Origin of the sequence: Blastococcus colisei (assembly GCF_006717095.1) — a bacterium.
GTDB classification, from domain to species: domain Bacteria; phylum Actinomycetota; class Actinomycetes; order Mycobacteriales; family Geodermatophilaceae; genus Blastococcus_B; species Blastococcus_B colisei.
In genome coordinates this window covers 945,390-961,852 of sequence record NZ_VFQE01000002.1, presented here as the reverse complement: position 1 = coordinate 961,852, position 16,463 = coordinate 945,390, and the positions used below count along the sequence as shown (strand labels likewise).

The window sequence follows — 16,463 nt, the reverse complement described above, 5'->3', positions numbered from 1 at the left end:
AGGCGTTCACCCCGTCCGCCTCCGCCGGCCTCGTCCGGGCCGTGACGGAGGTCGCGCGCTGGGTGTCGGGGAACCTGGAGCTGGCGGAGCTCGACGCGTCACGCACCCGGTTGATGGAGGCCGAGGTCCGGGCCCTGCGCGCGCAGATCAGCCCACACTTCATCTACAACTCGCTGACGGCGATCGCATCGTTCGTGCGGACCGATCCGGAGCGGGCCCGCGAGCTGCTGCTGGAGTTCGCCGACTTCACCCGGTACTCGTTCAGCAGACACGGTGAGTACACGACGCTGGCCGAGGAGTTGAGGTCGATCGAGCGGTACCTCGTGCTGGAGAAGGCGCGATTCGGCGACCGGCTGCAGGTCACGCTCCGGGTGGCGCAGGAGGTCCTGCCGGTCGCTGTCCCGTTCCTCTGCCTCCAGCCGTTGGTGGAGAACGCGGTCCGGCACGGCCTGGAACGCAAACCCGGAACCGGAACGGTGGCCATCATCGCCGCTGACCAGGGCGGCGAGTGCCTGATCTCGGTGGAGGACGACGGCGTCGGGGAGGACCCGGAGAAGGTACGGCGGGCGCTCGCCGGTGACGCCTCCGTCGATTCTGTGGGTCTGGGCAACGTCGACGCTCGGCTGCGCACTGCCTTCGGTGACGACTACGGCTTGGTCGTCGAGACGGGGCCCGGGGCGGGGACGAAGGTTATCGTGCGGGTCCCCAAATTCGCCCCCGGAGTGCGCCCGTGACCGAGCTCGCGCGCTGACGAGCGCCAGCGAGGAGGTGCCGTGACCGTCGACCAGTTGACCGTCCTCGTGGTCGACGACGAACGCCCGGCCCTCGACGAGCTGCGCTGGCTGCTCGAGCGGGACGGACGGATCGGGACCGTGGTGACCAGCGACTCGGCCACCGAGGCTCTGCGTCTCCTCCAGGAGCGAAGTGTCGACGCCGTGTTCCTCGACATCCGGATGCCCGGGCTCAGCGGAGTCGACCTGGCGCGGGTGCTGTCCCGCTTCCGGGCGCCGCCCCCGATCGTCTTCGTCACCGCTCACGACGACCATGCCGTGGATGCGTTCGAGCTGAACGCCGTCGACTACGTGCTCAAGCCGGTCCGCGACGACCGGCTGACCGAGGCGGTCCGCCGGGTGGTCGGCGCGCGGACCGGCGGCTCCGCGCCCGCGGACGACGACATCGCCGTCGAACTGGGCGGGGTGACGAGGTTCGTGCCTCGCTCCAGCGTTCGCTACGTGGAGGCCCAGGGCGACTACGCCAGGCTGCACACCGCGTCGGGCAGCCACCTGGTCCGGGTGCCGCTGACCACCTTGGAGGAAGCCTGGAAGGACGCCGGGTTCGTGCGGATCCACCGGTCGCTGCTGGTCGCGCTCCAGCACGTCGAGGAGGTGCGGATGGACGCCGGCCGGTGCACGGTGGTCGTCGGGGGCGTCGAGCTCGGCGTGAGCCGGCGGCACACCCGGGAACTACGCGATCTCCTGGTGCGCCGGGCGCGTCCGGGTGCATCCGGGAGGGGGTGACCCATGTCGGACGCCACGCCCCGGCGGGTGCGCGTCACTAGCCCGCGCACCGGAGCCGCCCGCGCTCAGCGGGTCCCGGCCGCCCGTGAGATCGACGCCCAGACGCTGCTCGGTGAGGTCTACATGTCCTCGTTGCTGCGCTCCCAACTGCGGCTGGCGCTGCTGGCGCTCAGCGCAGTGGCCGTGCTCGTCGGCGGGATCCCCTTGGTGTTCTGGCTCCTGCCGGACCTGTCCACGGTCGAGGTGCTCGCCGTGCCACTGCCGTGGTTGCTGCTGGCATTCGCCGTCTACCCGGTCCTCTTCGTGATCGGCTGGCTGTACGTGCGCGCCGCCGAGCGCAACGAGCGGGACTTCGCCGACGTGCTGGATCGCTCGTGACCGAGCTCGCGAGGTCACGCATCGGGCGCAGCACCGAGCTCGCGAGGTCAGGAGGTCTCGTGACCGCGACCGTCGGTCGGCCGTGACCGCCACCGGCTACAGCATCATCGGCGTCACGGCAGTCTTCGTGGCCACGTTGGCGGTCGGCGCCTACGGGTGGCGATTCTCCCGCACCACCAGCGACTTCTTCGTGGCGTCCCGCACGGTGCGGCCGGGCCTCAACGCCTCGGCGATCGGCGGGGAGTATCTCTCCGCGGCATCGTTCCTCGGCGTCGCCGGCCTGGTGCTCGCGTTCGGCACGGAGATGCTGTGGTACCCGGTCGGCTGGACGGCGGGCTACCTCGTCCTGCTGGTGCTGGTCGCCGCGCCGCTGCGCCGGTCCGGCGCCTACACGCTGCCCGACTTCGCCGAGAGCCGCCTGGAGTCGCTCGGCGTGCGCCGGCTCTCCTCGCTCCTCGTCGTGGCGATCGGCTGGCTCTACCTCATGCCGCAGTTCCAGGGCGCCGGACTGGCGCTGGCCACCACCACCGGTACCGGTCCGTGGCTGGGCGGCGTGCTGGTCGCCACGGTGGTGCTCGTCAACGTGCTGTTCGGCGGCATGCGCAGCATCACGTTCGTGCAGGCCTTCCAGTACTGGCTGAAGCTCACCGCGTTGCTGTTCCCGCTGCTGTTCATGGCGGGCATCTGGCTCGGCGACGGCGGCGTCTCCCCGGCCTCGGTCGATGTCGCGGACGGCAGCGCGCCCGGCGACACGTGGGCGTCACCGCTCGCCGGGACGAGCGAGCACGAGCTGTACACGACGTACTCGATCATCGTCGCCACATTCCTCGGCACGATGGGCCTCCCGCACGTCGTGGTGCGCTTCTACACCAACCCCGACGGTGCCGCGGCGCGCCGCACGACCCTCTTCGTGCTGGCCCTGCTCGGCGTCTTCTACCTGCTGCCGCCGGTGTACGGCGGTCTGGGCCGGCTGTACGCACCGGATCTCATCACCAGCGGGCGCACGGACGCGGTGGTGCTGGAGCTGCCGGCGCGCATGCTGGACGGCACGCTGGGCGACCTGCTGTCCGCGCTGACCACGGCGGGGGCGTTCGCGGCGTTCCTGTCCACGTCGTCGGGACTGACGGTCGCGGTGGCCGGCGTGATCAGCCAGGACGTGATGGGCCGTCGGTTCGGCGGGGTGCGCGCCTTCCAGGCGGCCGCCGTCGTCGCCGTCTTCACCCCGCTCGGCCTCGCCCTGCTGGCCGAGGGTGTCGGTGTCGCCCAGGCGGTCGGTCTGGCCTTCGCCTTCGCCGCCTCCACCTTCTGCCCCCTGCTGGTGCTGGGCATCTGGTGGCGCCGGCTCACCGACGTCGGCGCGATCGCCGGAATGCTCGTCGGTGGCGGTTGTGCCGGCGCGGCGGTGCTGGCCACCCTGCTCGGCGTGGCACCGGACGGCTGGCCGGGCGCGCTGCTCGGCCAACCGGCGGCCTGGACCGTTCCGCTGGCGTTCCTCGCCATGGTGGCGGTCTCCCTGGCCACCCCCCGGCGGGTGCCGCCGCACGCCGCCCGCACCATGGTCCGGCTGCACACGCCCGAGGCGGTGCAGCTGGACCGTGGGACCGCGCCACCGTGAACTCGTCTGGGGTCAGCGACCGGCCCGGGTGCGCCGCTGTCATCTGCACCCGCACCTGACGCCGCCTTCGCTTCGCGACCGCTCGTCCCGCAGGACCTGCCGTACGCCGACTGACGGTCGCCGCTCAGCGCAGCATCGCCATCTGCCCCTCCACGCTTCAGGATGTGACTCCTAGCGTGACAGCGCTCACAGTCGTGCACCGCTGCGTGGACGATCAGCCCGACTCTGACCAGGAGGCCGCACCTTGACCGAGTCCACGGAACGACGACTACTGACGCCGGAGGAGTACCGCGCCGCTCAGGACTCACCGGAGTTCGTCGAGCTGAAGAAGCGGTTCCGCAGTTTCGCCTTCCCCATGACCGTCGCGTTCCTGGTCTGGTACCTGCTGTACGTGCTGCTGTCGACGTACGCCACCGACTTCATGTCCACGCAGGTGTTCGGCAACGTGAACGTCGGCATCCTGCTGGGGCTGGCGCAGTTCGTGTCGACGTTCGTCATCACCCACCTCTACGTGGCCCACGCCAACAAGCGCACCGACCCGATCGCCGACGAGATGCGCGAGCGCCTCGAGGCCCACGAGTTCGCACCGGGCACCACCGGCGCCGACACGACGCCCCGGGGAGCCACGCGTGCCTGACGTCCTCGCCGCCGACGCCACCATCGGCAGTCCGGCGATCAACATCTCGATCTTCGGTGCCTTCGTCGCGGTCACCCTCTTCATCACGTTCCGGGCCAGCCGCAACAACAAGAGCGCGGCGGACTACTACGCGGCCGGGCGGAACATCACCGGGACGCAGAACGGCCTGGCGATCGCGGGTGACTACCTGTCGGCAGCGTCCTTCCTCGGTATCGCGGGCGCCATCGCCGTCTACGGCTACGACGGCTTCCTGTACTCGATCGGCTTCCTCGTCGCCTGGCTGGTGGCGCTGCTGCTGGTCGCCGAGCTGATGCGCAACACCGCCCGGTTCACCATGGCCGACGTCCTCGCCTTCCGGATGCGGCAGGGACCGGTGCGGACGGCGGCGGCGATCTCGACCCTGGCGGTGTCGCTGTTCTACCTGCTGGCGCAGATGTCGGGCGCCGGCGGTCTGGTCGCCCTGCTCCTCGGCGTCAGCGGCGATCTGGCCGAGGCGCTGGTCGTCACCCTGGTGGGCGCGCTGATGATCTTCTACGTGCTCGTCGGGGGCATGCGGGGCACCACCTACGTTCAGATGATCAAGGCCGCGCTGCTCGTCGCCGGCGCCCTCGTGATCACGGTGTGGACCCTCGCCGAGTACGGCTTCAGCCTGTCGGCCCTGCTGGGTGGGGCGGCCGCGGACGGTGGCCAGGGGGTGCTCGAGCCGGGCGCCCAGTACGGGCTCAGCGGCACCACCCAGCTCGACTTCATCAGTCTGGCGCTGGCGCTGGTTCTCGGCACCGCGGGTCTGCCGCACGTGCTGATGCGCTTCTACACGGTGCCGACGGCGAAGGACGCCCGCCGCTCGGTGGTCTGGGCGATCTGGCTGATCGGCATCTTCTACCTGTTCAGCCTGGTCATCGGCTACGGCGCCGGGGCGCTGGTCGGCGCGGAAACGGTTCTCGCGGCACCCGGTGGGGTCAACTCGGCGGCACCGCTGCTCGCCTTCGAGCTGGGCGGCACCGTGCTGCTGGGGATCATCGCCGGCGTCGCCTTCGCCACGATCCTCGCCGTGGTCGCGGGCCTGACGATCACCGCATCCGCGTCGTTCGCCCACGACGTCTACGCATCGGTGATCAAGAAGGGGAACGTGCCGCCGAACGGCGAGGTCAAGGTCGCCCGGGTCACGGCCGTCGTCATCGGTGCGATCTCGATCGGCCTCGGCATCCTCGCGCTCCAGGCAGGTCTGAACATCGCCTTCCTGGTGGCGCTGGCCTTCGCGGTGGCCGCCTCGGCGAACCTGCCGACGATCCTCTACACGCTGTTCTGGAAGCGGTTCACCACCCAGGGCGCGCTGTGGTCGATCTACGGCGGGCTGATCATCTGCATCGGGCTCATCCTCTTCTCGCCGGTCGTCTCCGGCGCGGAGACCTCGATGTTCCCCGGCGTGGACTTCGCCTGGTTCCCGCTCCGCAACCCCGGCCTCGTGTCGATCCCGGCCTCGTTCTTCCTGGGCTGGCTGGGCACGGTGATCTCGAAGGACAAGCCCGACGAGGCCAAGTGGGCCGAGCTCGAGGTGCGGGCCTTCACCGGCATCGGGGCGGAGAAGGCCGTCCAGCACTGACGCAGGACCCCGTCCTTTCCCATCCTCCGCACGCTCAGGGCGGGACCCGGGACAGGGGCCTGAGCCGAGGCGCGCGTCCCCTGCCGGGGGCGCGCGCCTCGCGCGTTTCGCGGGGCCGGGGTGAGGGCGGCGGCGCGCGTACGCCCGCGGCCGCTGAGCAGCGACGGCGGGGAGCACGCGGATGACCGGGCCCTCACGCGGGCGCGGCGGGCGCGGAGGCCGGCGCGGCGTCCGGCGCCAGTACGGCGACGTCCGCCGAAGGGCCGCCCCGACGAGGCCACGTGGGCCGACTCGAGGTGCGGGTCTTCACCGGCATCGGGGCGGAGAAGGCCGTCCAGCACTGAAGAAGGGCCCGGCTCCTCCCCACCACTCGCAGGCTCGTGGCACCTCGTGCGTTACGTCTCAGTTCCGGAACCCTTCGGGGTGAGACGCTGCCGAGCAACATCAACTATTGCCGCGGGAAGGCCGAAGGCGGACGTACGTCTTCCGAAGGAGCTTTCCGTGTACCGAGCAGTCCCCTCGGCCCTCCACCGGCCGGTCCTCGTGACCACCGTCGCGCTGCTGGCCCTCACTCTCGCCGCCTGCAGCGACGGCTCCGGCCTCGAGTCGACCCTCGACGAGCGGGCGCAGTGGACCCAGGCGTCCCTGCCCGAGAGCGCCCGGCTGGCCGGTGAGCGCGTCTCGTTCGGCCAGACGCTGGGCCGCTCGGGCGAGCTGCCGTGGCTCGTCGCCGGCGTGGCGGCGGAGCCCGGCGAGCGCGACCGCGCCCGGGTCTGGACCGAGGACGGCAACGGCTGGCGCTGGGTGGATCTGCCGCTGCCCGAGGACCGGGCCGCGGGCGTGAGTGCGATCGCCACCGACGGATCACGGACCTGGGTGGCGGGCTGGACCTGGGCAGCCGGCGACCCGGTCGACCCGTTCCTGGTGACCTCGACCGACCGCACCTCCTGGTCGAAGGCCGAGCTGCCGGAGGCGGCGGCCGAGCGGGCGTTCCAGCCCGGTGCCGCCACCGTCGTCGGTCAGCGGCTGCTGCTCGCGGGCCGCGATGCCGACCTGCGGCCGGCGCTGGTCCTCGCCGGGGAGGACGGCGAGCTGGTCGACCTGCCCGCCCCGCCCGACGGCCGCGAGCTGGACGGCATCTACGGGATGGCCGCGGCAGGGGAGACGGTGACCGTCGTGGCCGGCGCCTCCCAGTCGGGTCGGAGCAGCGAGCCGCTGGTCTACAGCTCCACCGACGGTGGCGCCACCTGGGCCGTGGCCCTGGGCCCGGTCGCCGGGCCGGCCGTCGTCCATGGTGTCGCCGTCCAGAACGGGGTCTTCGTGGCGACCGGCTACCAGAGCGACGCGGCCGGGACGAGGTACGCCACCGCCTGGTCCTCGCCCGACGGCAGCACCTGGGCCGCCGAGGCGCTGCCCGCGCTCGACGGGGACCGGGACGGCTTGGCCCCCCGCGAGGGGGAGAACTTCTGGCTGGGTGCTCCCTCGGCGGGTGCCGACCGGCTCGTGGCACCCATCGCCACGGAATACCGGCTGCGCTACGGGATCGTCTCCCGCGATCCGTCCGGCAGCTGGTCGGTGGCAGGCTCGACCACGGACTGGGACGTGCAGGGCGTCGGCGGTACGGTCGCCGTCCAGGACGACGGCACGGTGCTCCTGACCCAGTCCGTGCGCAATGCCGCGCGGATCGGGGAACTCACCGAAGGGGGCCGCTACAACCCCATCGTCCGGGAACTCGGCACGATGGACGACGGCGTGAACTGGCCCGGGTTCCTCGACCCGGACGCTGCGCCGGCGCTCATCGGCTACACCCTGGTCACCGAGGCCACCGGCAACGGCGGCTGGTGGCAGAGCAACCAGCTGGCGCGGTACGCCGTCGAGGACCGGTCGGTCGTCGAGAGCCCGTGGGACCCGGCCGGGACCGAGCAGCTGAGCACCCTGGTCGCCGCCAGCAACCCCGACGATGCCGGCGTGGTCATCGGCAGCGGGTCGATCACTGCCCCGGACGGCGGCCGCGAGTCGGTCCTCCAGGGCTGGTTCCGGACCGGCGAGACGGCGCCGTGGGCACCGGCCACACTGGCGAACTCCGGCGCCGACTGGGTCCAGTCCGTTGCCTCGGTCGAGGGCGCGTGGGTCGGTGCGGGCGTGCGCCGTGCCGACACCAACGCCGGCACCCAGCAGCGGGCCGGCGTCTGGACCTCGGCCGACGGTCTGACCTGGGCCGCTGCCGACGGCCCGTTCGCCGCGGCCGTCGGGAACAGCTGGGCGGGTGGCGCCTGCGCCCTGCCGGGCGGCGACGTGCTGGTCGTCGGCGGTGAGGAGGACGGCGCGCAGTCGCGTCCGGTCGCCTGGCACGGCACGGCCGGCCAGTGGCACCGGGTCGACCAGGCGTCCTTCGGCGACGTCTACGGCGATTTCACCTCGTGCACCACGGTCGACGGCACGACGGTCGTCCAGGGCACCAGTGGCGGGCGACCGACCGTGTGGTCCACCACCGACGGCACCGCGTTCGAGACTACGGAGCTCGGGAAGCGCGGCGAGGAGTTCGGGACGATCCGGGTCGTCGACGGCGGGTTCGCCGCGGCCGGCACCCTCACCGCCGACGGACAGCGCGGTGCCGTGGTCTGGCTGTCGACCGACGCTCGCAGCTGGCGGCCGGTGGCCGTGCCGTCGTCCCGGCCGCTGACCGGGGTGGACATCATGCCCGACGGGGACGGCGGTCTGCTCGTGGCCGCGAACTCGACGTCGTCGCCCGAGATCTGGCTGCTGGCCGACTACGGGTCGCTCCTCACCGAGGACTGAGCCGACCGCCGGATGGTGGCGAGTACCGCGGTTCGCCGCGGTACTCGCCACCACACGGCGGCTCCGACGGGTCAGGCTGCGGCGGCGCGGGCAGCAGCCGCTTCAGGGTCGGCGGACAGGACGGCGTCCACCGCGACGGCGGTGTCGGCGACGGCGACCTGGACGGGGCGCGCACCCCGGACGTGGCGCCGGGCGTGCGCGATCCAGCGGGCGGTCAGGCCCGCGAGGACGACGAGACCGGCGAGGGTCGGCCGGCCCGGGTTCGCGAGCGCGACGGCGATCGCGGACGCGTAGACCATCGAGAGCAGGACGGCGGCAACGGGCAGGTGGGGCAGGTGGGGCAGGTGGGGCAGGTGCAGGTGCACGGTGAGACCTCCGGGGAGGCGTCCCGCCGGGCCGGCGGCCTGCCCTGCGAGGGACGGGCCACCGGCACGGCGACGGCGCAGTGGTGCGGTCAGCTCACTTGAGCAGGTCCTTGGCCTTCTGCAGCAGCCCCTCGCCCGGCACCGGCGGGGTGCCGTACAGCCGCGGGTCGCCCGGCGGCAGGATGGGGGCGTCGGCGGTGGCCTCGATCGGCGCCGAACCGAGGTTCCTGCCCGAGCCGTCGATCGCCGGGCCGCTCGCCCACGACCCGGCGGCGGCGTCCGGGCCGTCGGAGGCGTCGAGGAAGAGGTAGCCGAACTCGCCCGGCTCCTCGTCCATCGGGAACGCCTCCGGCACGGGGATGTTCTCCAGCCCGTCCACCTTCAGTTCCTCGATGGCCTTCAGCCACTGCATCTGGTGGTAGTGGTCCCGGGCGAGCAGGAACCGCAGCGTCTCCTTCACTCCCGGGTCGTCGGTCATGTTGTAGAGCCGGGCGACCTGCAGCCGCCCCATCATCTCGGCGGTCGCGTTGTAGTTGAAGTCGGCCATCAGGTTGCCGCTGGCGGTGACGTAGCCGCCGCTCCACGGGAGCCCCATGCTGTCGCGGAGATAGGCGCCGCCACCGTTGACGATGGCGTGCTGCGGATTGGACTGCCCGTAGCCGGCCGCGGCCTCGTTGGTCCGGTCGGCCGAGTCCGGCTTGAGCGGCTGGTGGTCCAGGAGCCGGTCGATCATCGTCACGAGGATCTCGACGTGGGCCAGTTCCTCGGTGCCGATGGCCAGCAGCATGTCCTTGTACTTGCCGGGGAGCCGGCAGTTCCAGCCCTGCAGCAGGTACTGGGTGGCGACGGTCATCTCGCCCCACTGCCCGCCGAGGACCTCCTGGAGGCGGCGGGCGAAGGCCGGGTCGGGACCGTCGGGCTTGGCCTCGTACTGCAGCGCGTGAGTGTGCGTGAACACGGGTTCTCCCTCTGCGTCGAAGCACCCGCGTTCGCGGGCACACCGACGTTCTGCCCGCGCCCGATGGCCTGCCCGTGCCGTCCGGTGGCCCCCCGGTGCCAATAAGAGGACCCCCGTGCCCTCCACCGCTCGCACGCTCGCGGCGGACCCCTGCACGGGGGCCTAGTCATCGGGCAGCTGGACCCGGAGCGTGAACGCCCCGCCGCCCTCCTCCCAGACGATCCAGCCGCCCAGTTCCCGCGCCTGCTGCTGCACCGACCACAGTCCGAGCCCGGTGAGATCGGCCGGTGGCCGCCTGGTGCTGAGGTGACCGACCACCCGCTCGGAGGCGATGCCGGACTGGGTGACGGCGCACTCCACCCAGCCGCCGCCGCTGGTGATCCCCACGCGCACGGGCGCCCCGCCACCGTGCCGGTGGGCGTTCTCCAGGAGGTTCACCAGGATGCGCTGCAGCCGGGCGTCGCCGACCCGCACGCCGCCCGCCGTCTCGTCCAGGTGCACGGTGAGCTGGTGGCGGGGGAGCCCGGAGGCGGCGACGGACGCGGCCAGCACGTCGGGCAGCAGCTGGCCCGCGGCCGGACGCCGGGGCGGTGCCCCGGCGGTCGCCTCCGCGGTGCGCAGCAGCGAGGTCAGGTGGGACGCCTGGGCCTGGGCCATGGCGAGGACGTCGGACCGGGCCGGCTCGGTGCGGCCGAGGTGGTGGAGCGCGCTCTCCAGACAGGTGAGGGAGCCGCGCATGTCGTGGCACAGTGCCCGGAGCAGCGCGTCCTCGGGGCTGGGCGGTAGCTGGTCGGGGTCGGGGCGGATGGCCCGCCGCAGCCGGGAACAGGCCCTGCGGACCATCGCGGGCAGGAATCCGCGCTGACGTCCGCGAGAGGTGTGCTGGGCCAGGATCACGGGCACCTCCGCTCCCGCGAGCAGCACGCCAGGACGCACGGACGGGCGGGAGAACATGGGCGAGGACGGCGCCGCTGTTTCACGCCGGAACCCCCTGGACGTGATTGTGGTGGACGACCACCCACTTTTCACCCGGGGACTGTCCCTGCTCCTGCCCGAGGTGAGCGAGGGCCGGGTGCGGGTGGTGGGCACCACGGACGACGCCTCCGCCGCGGCGGCACTCGTGCAGCGGTTCCGGGCCGACGTCGCCGTCATCGACGTGCAGATGCCACCACCGGGTGGCAGCCGGGCGATCGCCGCCGTCCGCCGGGTGGAGCCGACGGTGCGGGTCGTCGCCATGTCGGGCATGGCGCAGGAGGACGCGGCCATCGAGGCCCTGCGCGCGGGCGCCTCCAGCTTCCTGCCCAAGACGGCCGATCCGGAGTCGCTGGTGGGACCGCTGCTCGCCGTCCTCGACGGGTGGTCGGTGCTGCCGGAGGCCCTGCTCCGTCACCTGCTCGAGAGCGCGACGCCCACGGCGGACGAGGGGATCGCCGGGCAGCTCACCGCGGACGAGCGCCGGCTCTGGCGGCTGATCGCCGCCGGCGCCGGGACGGTGGACATCGCCACGACCCTGCACGTCTCCGAGCGGACGGCGAAGCGGCTGGTGGCGCACCTGCTGCGGCGGCTCCGCGTGTCCAGCCGCGTGGAGGCGGCCGCGCTGGCCGGCCGGGTCGGGCTGGACCAGCGCGCGCAGGGCTGAGGTCGCTCCGGCCCCGGTCCTCCTGCGGGTGGAGCCGCGTGCCGCATTGTCGAGCCGCGCGCTGACGCGGCTCCACCCTCCGCGGCGCGGCTCGACGTCCCCGTCACGAGCACCAGGGGCGGGTGCGGGCTCGTCCGTCGTTCCCTGTGCTGCCGGAGTCAGCCGATCGTGAGCTGCACGAGCAGGTGCAGGTTGAGCGCGATGATGAGGGCGGCGATGACCGCGCCGGTCGCCGTCGTCCGCCGCCGGTTCACCCAGCCGCCCATGACGTCGTGGCGGCTGGTCAGCCACAGCAGCGGCACCAGGGCGAACGGGATGCCGAAGCACAGCACCACCTGGGACCAGACCAGCGCCGTCGTGGGGTCCACGCCCAGCAGCAGGATGAGCAGCGCGGGGGCCAGCGTGACCAGCCGGCGCAGCAGCACCGGGATGGAGCGGCGCAGGAAGCCGGCCATCACCACCTGGCCGGCGTGCGTGCCGACCGACGACGAGGCGAAGCCCGAGGCGAGCAGCGCGATGCCGAACACGATGCCGGCGCCCCGGCCCAGCTCCTCGCCCAGGCCGGCGTGCACGGCCTCCAGGGAGCCGTCCATGCCGGTTCCGGTGAACAGCTGGGCGGCGACGACGAGCATCGCCGCGTTGATCAGCCCGGCGAAGCCCATCGCCAGCAGGACGTCGAGGCGCTGCGCGCGCAGCAGCCGTCGCCGTCCGCCCGCCGTCTTCCCGGCCGTGACGGCGTCGCCGTACCGGCCGGGGGTGAGCGCGGAGTGCACGTAGATGACGTGCGGCATCACGGTGGCGCCGAGGATTCCGGTGGCGAGGATCAGGCTCTCGGGGCCGGCGAACGAGGGCACCAGGCCGGCCGCCGCGCCCGCGACGTCGACGCCGGAGCCGATCAGCGTGTAGCCGAAGCCCAGGCCGATGACCAGGAGCAGGCCGGCGATGACCCGCTCGAAGGGGCGGTGCCCGCGCGACTGGGCGGCCAGCAGGACGAAGGCGACGACGGCGGTGATCACCCCGCCCACCGGCAGCGGGACGCCGAAGAGGAGGTACAGCGCGACCGCTCCGCCGACGATCTCGGCCAGGTCGGTGGCGATCGCGACCGCCTCGGCCTGCAGCCACAGCCCGCGGGTGACCGGGCGGGGCAGCCGCTCCCGGCAGAGCGTGGCGAGGTCGCGCCCGGTGGCCAGCCCCAGCTTGGCGGTCAGCGACTGGATGAGCATCGCCATGAGGTTGGCCGCGACGATCACCCAGAGCAGGGTGTAGCCGAACGAGGCGCCGCCGGAGAAGTTCGTCGCGAAGTTCCCCGGGTCGACGTAGGCGACGGCGGCGACGAACGCCGGGCCCAGCAGCGGCCACAGCCGCCGGCCGTTCGCCGGCTCCGCCGTGGGCGCGGCCGGGCGACCGCCGAGCTGGGTGGGGAGGAGCGCGGCGTCGGTCTTGGACAGGTACACGGGGACCTCGCACGGTGGGCTGGGGAGCAGGCAAGGCTTCCCTGCCCGCCGGCCGCGGACCGGTCGGGCCGTTCGGTGGCCCCGGAGGGCCATCCGGCGCGGTCGATAGGGTCCGCCGGGTGACCGCCCGACTCGTCCCGTCCGGCGCCGGGCTCCTGCGGGCATGACGCTCGCCTGCGTCGACATCGGGTCGACGTTCACCAAGGCCGCGCTGGTCGATCCGGCCACCGGGCACCTGCTGGCCACGGCCCAGGCGCCGACCACCCTGGACGACGTCGTCACCGGCGTCCTCGCCGCGACGGCGGGGTTCCCCGAGGCGCCCGTCGTGGCGTGCTCCAGCGCCGGGGGCGGGCTGCGGCTGGCGGTGGTCGGGTACGAGCAGCTGATCAGCGCCGAGGCCGGGCACCGGGCGGCGCTGTCGGCCGGTGCGCGGGTCGTGCACGTCGCCGCCGGGCTGCTGGACGCCGACCGGCTGGACGCGCTGCGGGCCGCGGAGCCGGACGTCGTCCTCCTGGTCGGGGGCACCGACGGCGGCGAGGCGTCGGTGCTGCGGGCGAACGCGGCTGTGCTCGCGTCTTCGGCCCCGGTGCAGGGTCCCAGTGCGAGCGCGCGAGTGCTGGGGGGCAGCGGGGTCCTTCCGCGGTCCGTCCCGGTCGTGCTCGCGGGCAACGTCGCCGTGCGGGACGAGGTCGCCGCCGTGCTGCGGGACGGCGGGCTGCCCGTGCACGAGGCCGACAACGTGCTGCCCGACATCGGCCGGCTGGCGCCCGAGTCCGCCCGGACAGCGATCCGCGCGGTCTTCCTCGAGCACGTGATCGGCGGCGGCCGGCTCTCCACCGACCCGGGGCTGCGATCCTGGGTCCGCGCGGTGACGCCGGACGCCGTCCTCGAGGGCGTGACGGTGCTGGCCCGCGTGCTCGCCCCGGAGCGGGTCTCCGTCGTCGTCCTGGACGTGGGCGGCGCGACCACCGACGTCTACTGCGTCCCGGACCCCGACGCCGAGCAGGCGACGCTGGGCCGGGAGGCGGTCGGCGTGCCGGCCCGTCGTCGGACCGTGGAAGGCGATCTGGGCGTCTCGTGGAGCGTGGAGGCGCTCCGGGCCGCGGCGGTGGCCGAGGGGCTGGGCGAGCCCGGCGACGACCCGTTGGACCTGGGCGAGGCGGCAGCGACCGTGGCGTTGCGCCGGCACCTGCGGGCCGAGGCCGGGTACGGCCCCGGCGGCGCGAGCGCCCGCTCTGCCGGCCTCGTGGTGCTCTCCGGGGGTGTCTTCCGCCATGCCGACCGGGCCGCAGTCGACCGGGTTCTCACGCGGGTGGCCGCGGATGCCGGTGGCGCCGGCAGCGTGCTCGCCGGGACGCCGGTGATCGTCGACCGGAGCTACGTCCTCGCCGCGATCGGGCTGCTCGCCGCCGAGCATCCGCACGCCGCCGCTGCGCTGGCCCGGGACCTGCTGGGGAGCCGGCAGCAGGTCATCCCGCCGGTCGGGTGACGCCGTCTCGGCGGGCGGCGAGCTCGCGGGCCCAGCCGTCGGAGGCGGCGGCGGTGAACTCGGCGACCTCGTCCGCCGCCATGTCGACGGCCGCGTAGCCGCCGCGCCCGGCGCCGACGCAGGCGAGGACGGTCGCCAGGCCCGCCGACCGCTGGAACGGCGACTGCCGCACCTGCCAGCCGACGACGGCCCGGCGCTGCAGCACCGCCTGTTCGCGGACCAGCCATCCGCTGCGGACGGCGAACGAGTCCGGCCCGGTCGCGTGGCCCAGGGCGGCGTACCGGCCCAGCCCGAGCGGCACGCCCAGGACCAGGAGCACCAGGCCGAGCGCGAGAACCCACCACCAGCCGAGCAGCGGCGTCACCACCGCACCGGCCGCGGTGACCAGGAGACCGGCCGTGAGGGCGCGGACGATCCGCCGTCGTCGCGCGGCCGGAGGATGGGGCAGCAGCGGGCCCGGCTCGGGGACGAGGCGGACGCCGACCGCCCGGCCCTCCTCGCGGGGCCCCAGCGGCAGCAGCTGCCCGCGTCGGGCGGCATCGCCCAGCCCGGTGACCAGGGCGCTGACCCGCGCCGCCCGCACCCAGCGCATGCCCACGCCCTCGGTGAGGGTCCAGCCGCGGATCCGGTCGATCTCCAGCTCGGTGTGCCGGCGGGTGACCAGCCCGCGCGCCGCGACCAGCGAGCCGCCCCGCCGGGTCAGCCGGAAGCCCCAGTTGACGACGGCGGCGCCGATGACCGAGCCCGCGACGAGCAGCACGAGCGCGATCCCGAGGGCGACGAGGAGCGACTGCACGCCGACGACCTCCACGCCGGGGACGTCGGGGCGGAACCGCTCGGGCAGCTCCTGGGCCAGCCGGAAGAGCCCGCCGACGGCGGCGAGCGGCACGGCCAGGTAGCTGCCGACCAGCGGGGCGTAGAGGAGCCAGCGGTTGTCGAACCGGGCGAACTGCTCCTCCGGCTCGGGCTCGGTGCCCTCGTCCGGCGCCGGCGTGGACCGGTGGGTGAGGACGGCGGCGCGCAGCCGGTCGCCCTCGGCGCGGGGAAGGCCGTCGACGACGAGCTCCTCCTCCTTGCCGTTGACCGCGCCGGCCGCGGCGTCGATGCGCACTCGGACCAGGCCGAACAGCCGGTGCAGCAGCGGGGTCTCCACCTCGACGCCGCGGATGCGGTCGTTCGGCACGGTGCGCACCGAGCGGGACAGCAGCCCGCGGGTGACGACGACCGAGGCGGGGCCGTCGGCGTAGGTGAACCGCCACCAGGAGAGGGCGGCGGTGGCCAGGGACAGCAGGGTGACGCCGACGACGAGGGCGACCACCGTCGTCGTCCCGCCGCCCAGGCCGGTGGCCGCGACGATCGGGATGACCGCCGGGACGAACTGCCGCGCCTGGCGGAAGGTCGCCGTGTGCACGAGGACGACGAGCGGCGAGGTCCGCCGTCCCGTCGTCGGTGGCTGGGGTGTCGGGGCGGTCATGTGGCCTGGTCGCGGACCTGCTCGGCCCGGTGGGCGAGGTCGTCGGCGACCTGCTGGGCGACGTTCGCCTCGAGGTGCCAGACCTGCACGGTGCCCTGCGACGACGCCGTCATCACCGCGACCGTGGAGAGCCCGAACATCTGCTGGAGCACGCCGCGGGTGACGTCGACGGTCTGGATGCGCGAGATCGGCACCAGCGTCCAGGTGCGGGTGAGCCAGCCGGTCAGCGTGTAGACCGCCTCGCCGGTCACCTCCCAGCGGTGCACGCGGAAGCGCACCCACGGCCGGATGCCGATGGCCACGACCGCGTAGACGAGGACCGCGGCGGGGACGAGCCAGCGCAGCAGCGGCATCGGGGCGGGGGCGTCGGACGGGACGAAGGTCGCGAACAGGGCCGCGCCGATGCCCAGGAACACGCTGCTGATGACGCCCTCGGTGACCCACAGCCCGATCGCCGAGCGGGACAGCGGCCAGGCCGGCTCGCGCACGGGCGACGGGGTCGTGGTCATCACGTCCATCCTTCCAGCCGCTCCCG

Annotated in this window: 15 protein-coding genes; 9 read left to right on the top strand and 6 right to left on the bottom strand. The window is 73.7% G+C overall.

Features of this window, described 5'->3' with window-relative positions; genetic code table 11:
• The 7 genes from FHU33_RS24040 to FHU33_RS24010 all read left to right on the top strand — a co-directional run.
• Positions 1-734 (top strand): sensor histidine kinase (locus FHU33_RS24040; protein WP_170182675.1); only part of this gene is annotated, 734 nt, incomplete at its 5' end.
• Positions 735-773: 39 nt separating this feature from the next.
• Positions 774-1,517: a LytR/AlgR family response regulator transcription factor gene (locus FHU33_RS24035; RefSeq protein ID WP_142028054.1), complete on the top strand. Its 744-nt coding sequence runs from the start codon at positions 774-776 to the stop codon at positions 1,515-1,517.
• Positions 1,518-1,520: 3 nt separating this feature from the next.
• The gene (locus FHU33_RS24030) at positions 1,521-1,895 is read left to right on the top strand and encodes a hypothetical protein (protein ID WP_142028053.1); all 375 of its coding nucleotides are present in this window, start codon (positions 1,521-1,523) and stop codon (positions 1,893-1,895) included.
• 82 nt (positions 1,896-1,977) lie between these two features.
• Entirely contained in the window at positions 1,978-3,510 is a 1,533-nt protein-coding gene (locus tag FHU33_RS24025; RefSeq protein ID WP_142028052.1) for a sodium/solute symporter, read from the top strand.
• 244 nt (positions 3,511-3,754) lie between these two features.
• Positions 3,755-4,147: a DUF485 domain-containing protein gene (locus tag FHU33_RS24020; protein ID WP_142028051.1), complete on the top strand. Its 393-nt coding sequence runs from the start codon at positions 3,755-3,757 to the stop codon at positions 4,145-4,147.
• A complete protein-coding gene (locus tag FHU33_RS24015) occupies positions 4,140-5,750 on the top strand; it encodes a solute symporter family protein (protein WP_142028050.1) in 1,611 nt (536 codons plus the stop codon). The genes FHU33_RS24020 and FHU33_RS24015 overlap by 8 nt, the downstream gene beginning before the upstream one ends.
• 501 nt (positions 5,751-6,251) lie before the next feature.
• Positions 6,252-8,549 (top strand): hypothetical protein, encoded by a 2,298-nt coding sequence (locus FHU33_RS24010; RefSeq protein ID WP_142028049.1) that lies wholly within the window; start codon positions 6,252-6,254, stop codon positions 8,547-8,549.
• 71 nt (positions 8,550-8,620) lie between these two features.
• Here FHU33_RS24010 and FHU33_RS24005 read toward each other — a convergent pair whose 3' ends face one another.
• From FHU33_RS24005 to FHU33_RS23995, 3 genes are all read right to left on the bottom strand, one after another.
• A complete protein-coding gene (locus FHU33_RS24005) occupies positions 8,621-8,914 on the bottom strand; it encodes a hypothetical protein (RefSeq protein ID WP_142028048.1) in 294 nt (97 codons plus the stop codon).
• Positions 8,915-9,008: 94 nt separating this feature from the next.
• On the bottom strand, positions 9,009-9,872 hold the full coding sequence (locus FHU33_RS24000) for a manganese catalase (protein ID WP_142028047.1): 864 nt from the start codon (positions 9,870-9,872) through the stop codon (positions 9,009-9,011).
• Between the two features lie 162 nt (positions 9,873-10,034).
• Positions 10,035-10,775: a sensor histidine kinase gene (locus FHU33_RS23995; RefSeq protein WP_170182674.1), complete on the bottom strand. Its 741-nt coding sequence runs from the start codon at positions 10,773-10,775 to the stop codon at positions 10,035-10,037.
• Positions 10,776-10,878: 103 nt separating this feature from the next.
• Between FHU33_RS23995 and FHU33_RS23990 the strand changes: the two genes are divergently transcribed.
• Positions 10,879-11,511: a response regulator gene (locus FHU33_RS23990; RefSeq protein WP_246064181.1), complete on the top strand. Its 633-nt coding sequence runs from the start codon at positions 10,879-10,881 to the stop codon at positions 11,509-11,511.
• Between the two features lie 158 nt (positions 11,512-11,669).
• Here FHU33_RS23990 and FHU33_RS23985 read toward each other — a convergent pair whose 3' ends face one another.
• Positions 11,670-12,965: an Nramp family divalent metal transporter gene (locus FHU33_RS23985; protein ID WP_142028044.1), complete on the bottom strand. Its 1,296-nt coding sequence runs from the start codon at positions 12,963-12,965 to the stop codon at positions 11,670-11,672.
• Positions 12,966-13,128: 163 nt separating this feature from the next.
• On the opposite strand from FHU33_RS23985, the gene FHU33_RS23980 reads away from it, so the two are divergent.
• Positions 13,129-14,454 carry a glutamate mutase L gene (locus tag FHU33_RS23980; protein ID WP_142028043.1) on the top strand — a complete coding sequence of 442 codons (1,326 nt, stop codon included), beginning with the start codon at positions 13,129-13,131 and terminating at the stop codon, positions 14,452-14,454.
• Here FHU33_RS23980 and FHU33_RS23975 read toward each other — a convergent pair.
• Together FHU33_RS23975 and FHU33_RS23970 are read right to left on the bottom strand one after the other, a co-directional pair.
• Positions 14,435-15,928, bottom strand: coding sequence for a PH domain-containing protein (locus FHU33_RS23975; RefSeq protein WP_142028042.1), 1,494 nt, complete (start codon positions 15,926-15,928; stop codon positions 14,435-14,437). The two genes, FHU33_RS23980 and FHU33_RS23975, sit on opposite strands and share 20 nt — an antisense overlap.
• On the bottom strand, positions 15,925-16,437 hold the full coding sequence (locus tag FHU33_RS23970; protein ID WP_142028041.1) for a PH domain-containing protein: 513 nt from the start codon (positions 16,435-16,437) through the stop codon (positions 15,925-15,927). The genes FHU33_RS23975 and FHU33_RS23970 overlap by 4 nt, the downstream gene beginning before the upstream one ends.
• Positions 16,438-16,463 lie beyond the last annotated feature (26 nt).

What these genes read in the sequence shown, in the direction of transcription:
- FHU33_RS24030 (WP_142028053.1), top strand. Translation starts at nt 1,521, where the DNA reads ATGTCGGACGCCACGCCCCGGCGGGTGCGCGTCACTAGCCCGCGCACC.
- FHU33_RS23980 (WP_142028043.1), top strand. Translation starts at nt 13,129, where the DNA reads ATGACGCTCGCCTGCGTCGACATCGGGTCGACGTTCACCAAGGCCGCG.
- FHU33_RS23975 (WP_142028042.1), bottom strand. Translation starts at nt 15,928, where the DNA reads ATGACCGCCCCGACACCCCAGCCACCGACGACGGGACGGCGGACCTCG.
- FHU33_RS23970 (WP_142028041.1), bottom strand. Translation starts at nt 16,437, where the DNA reads ATGACCACGACCCCGTCGCCCGTGCGCGAGCCGGCCTGGCCGCTGTCC.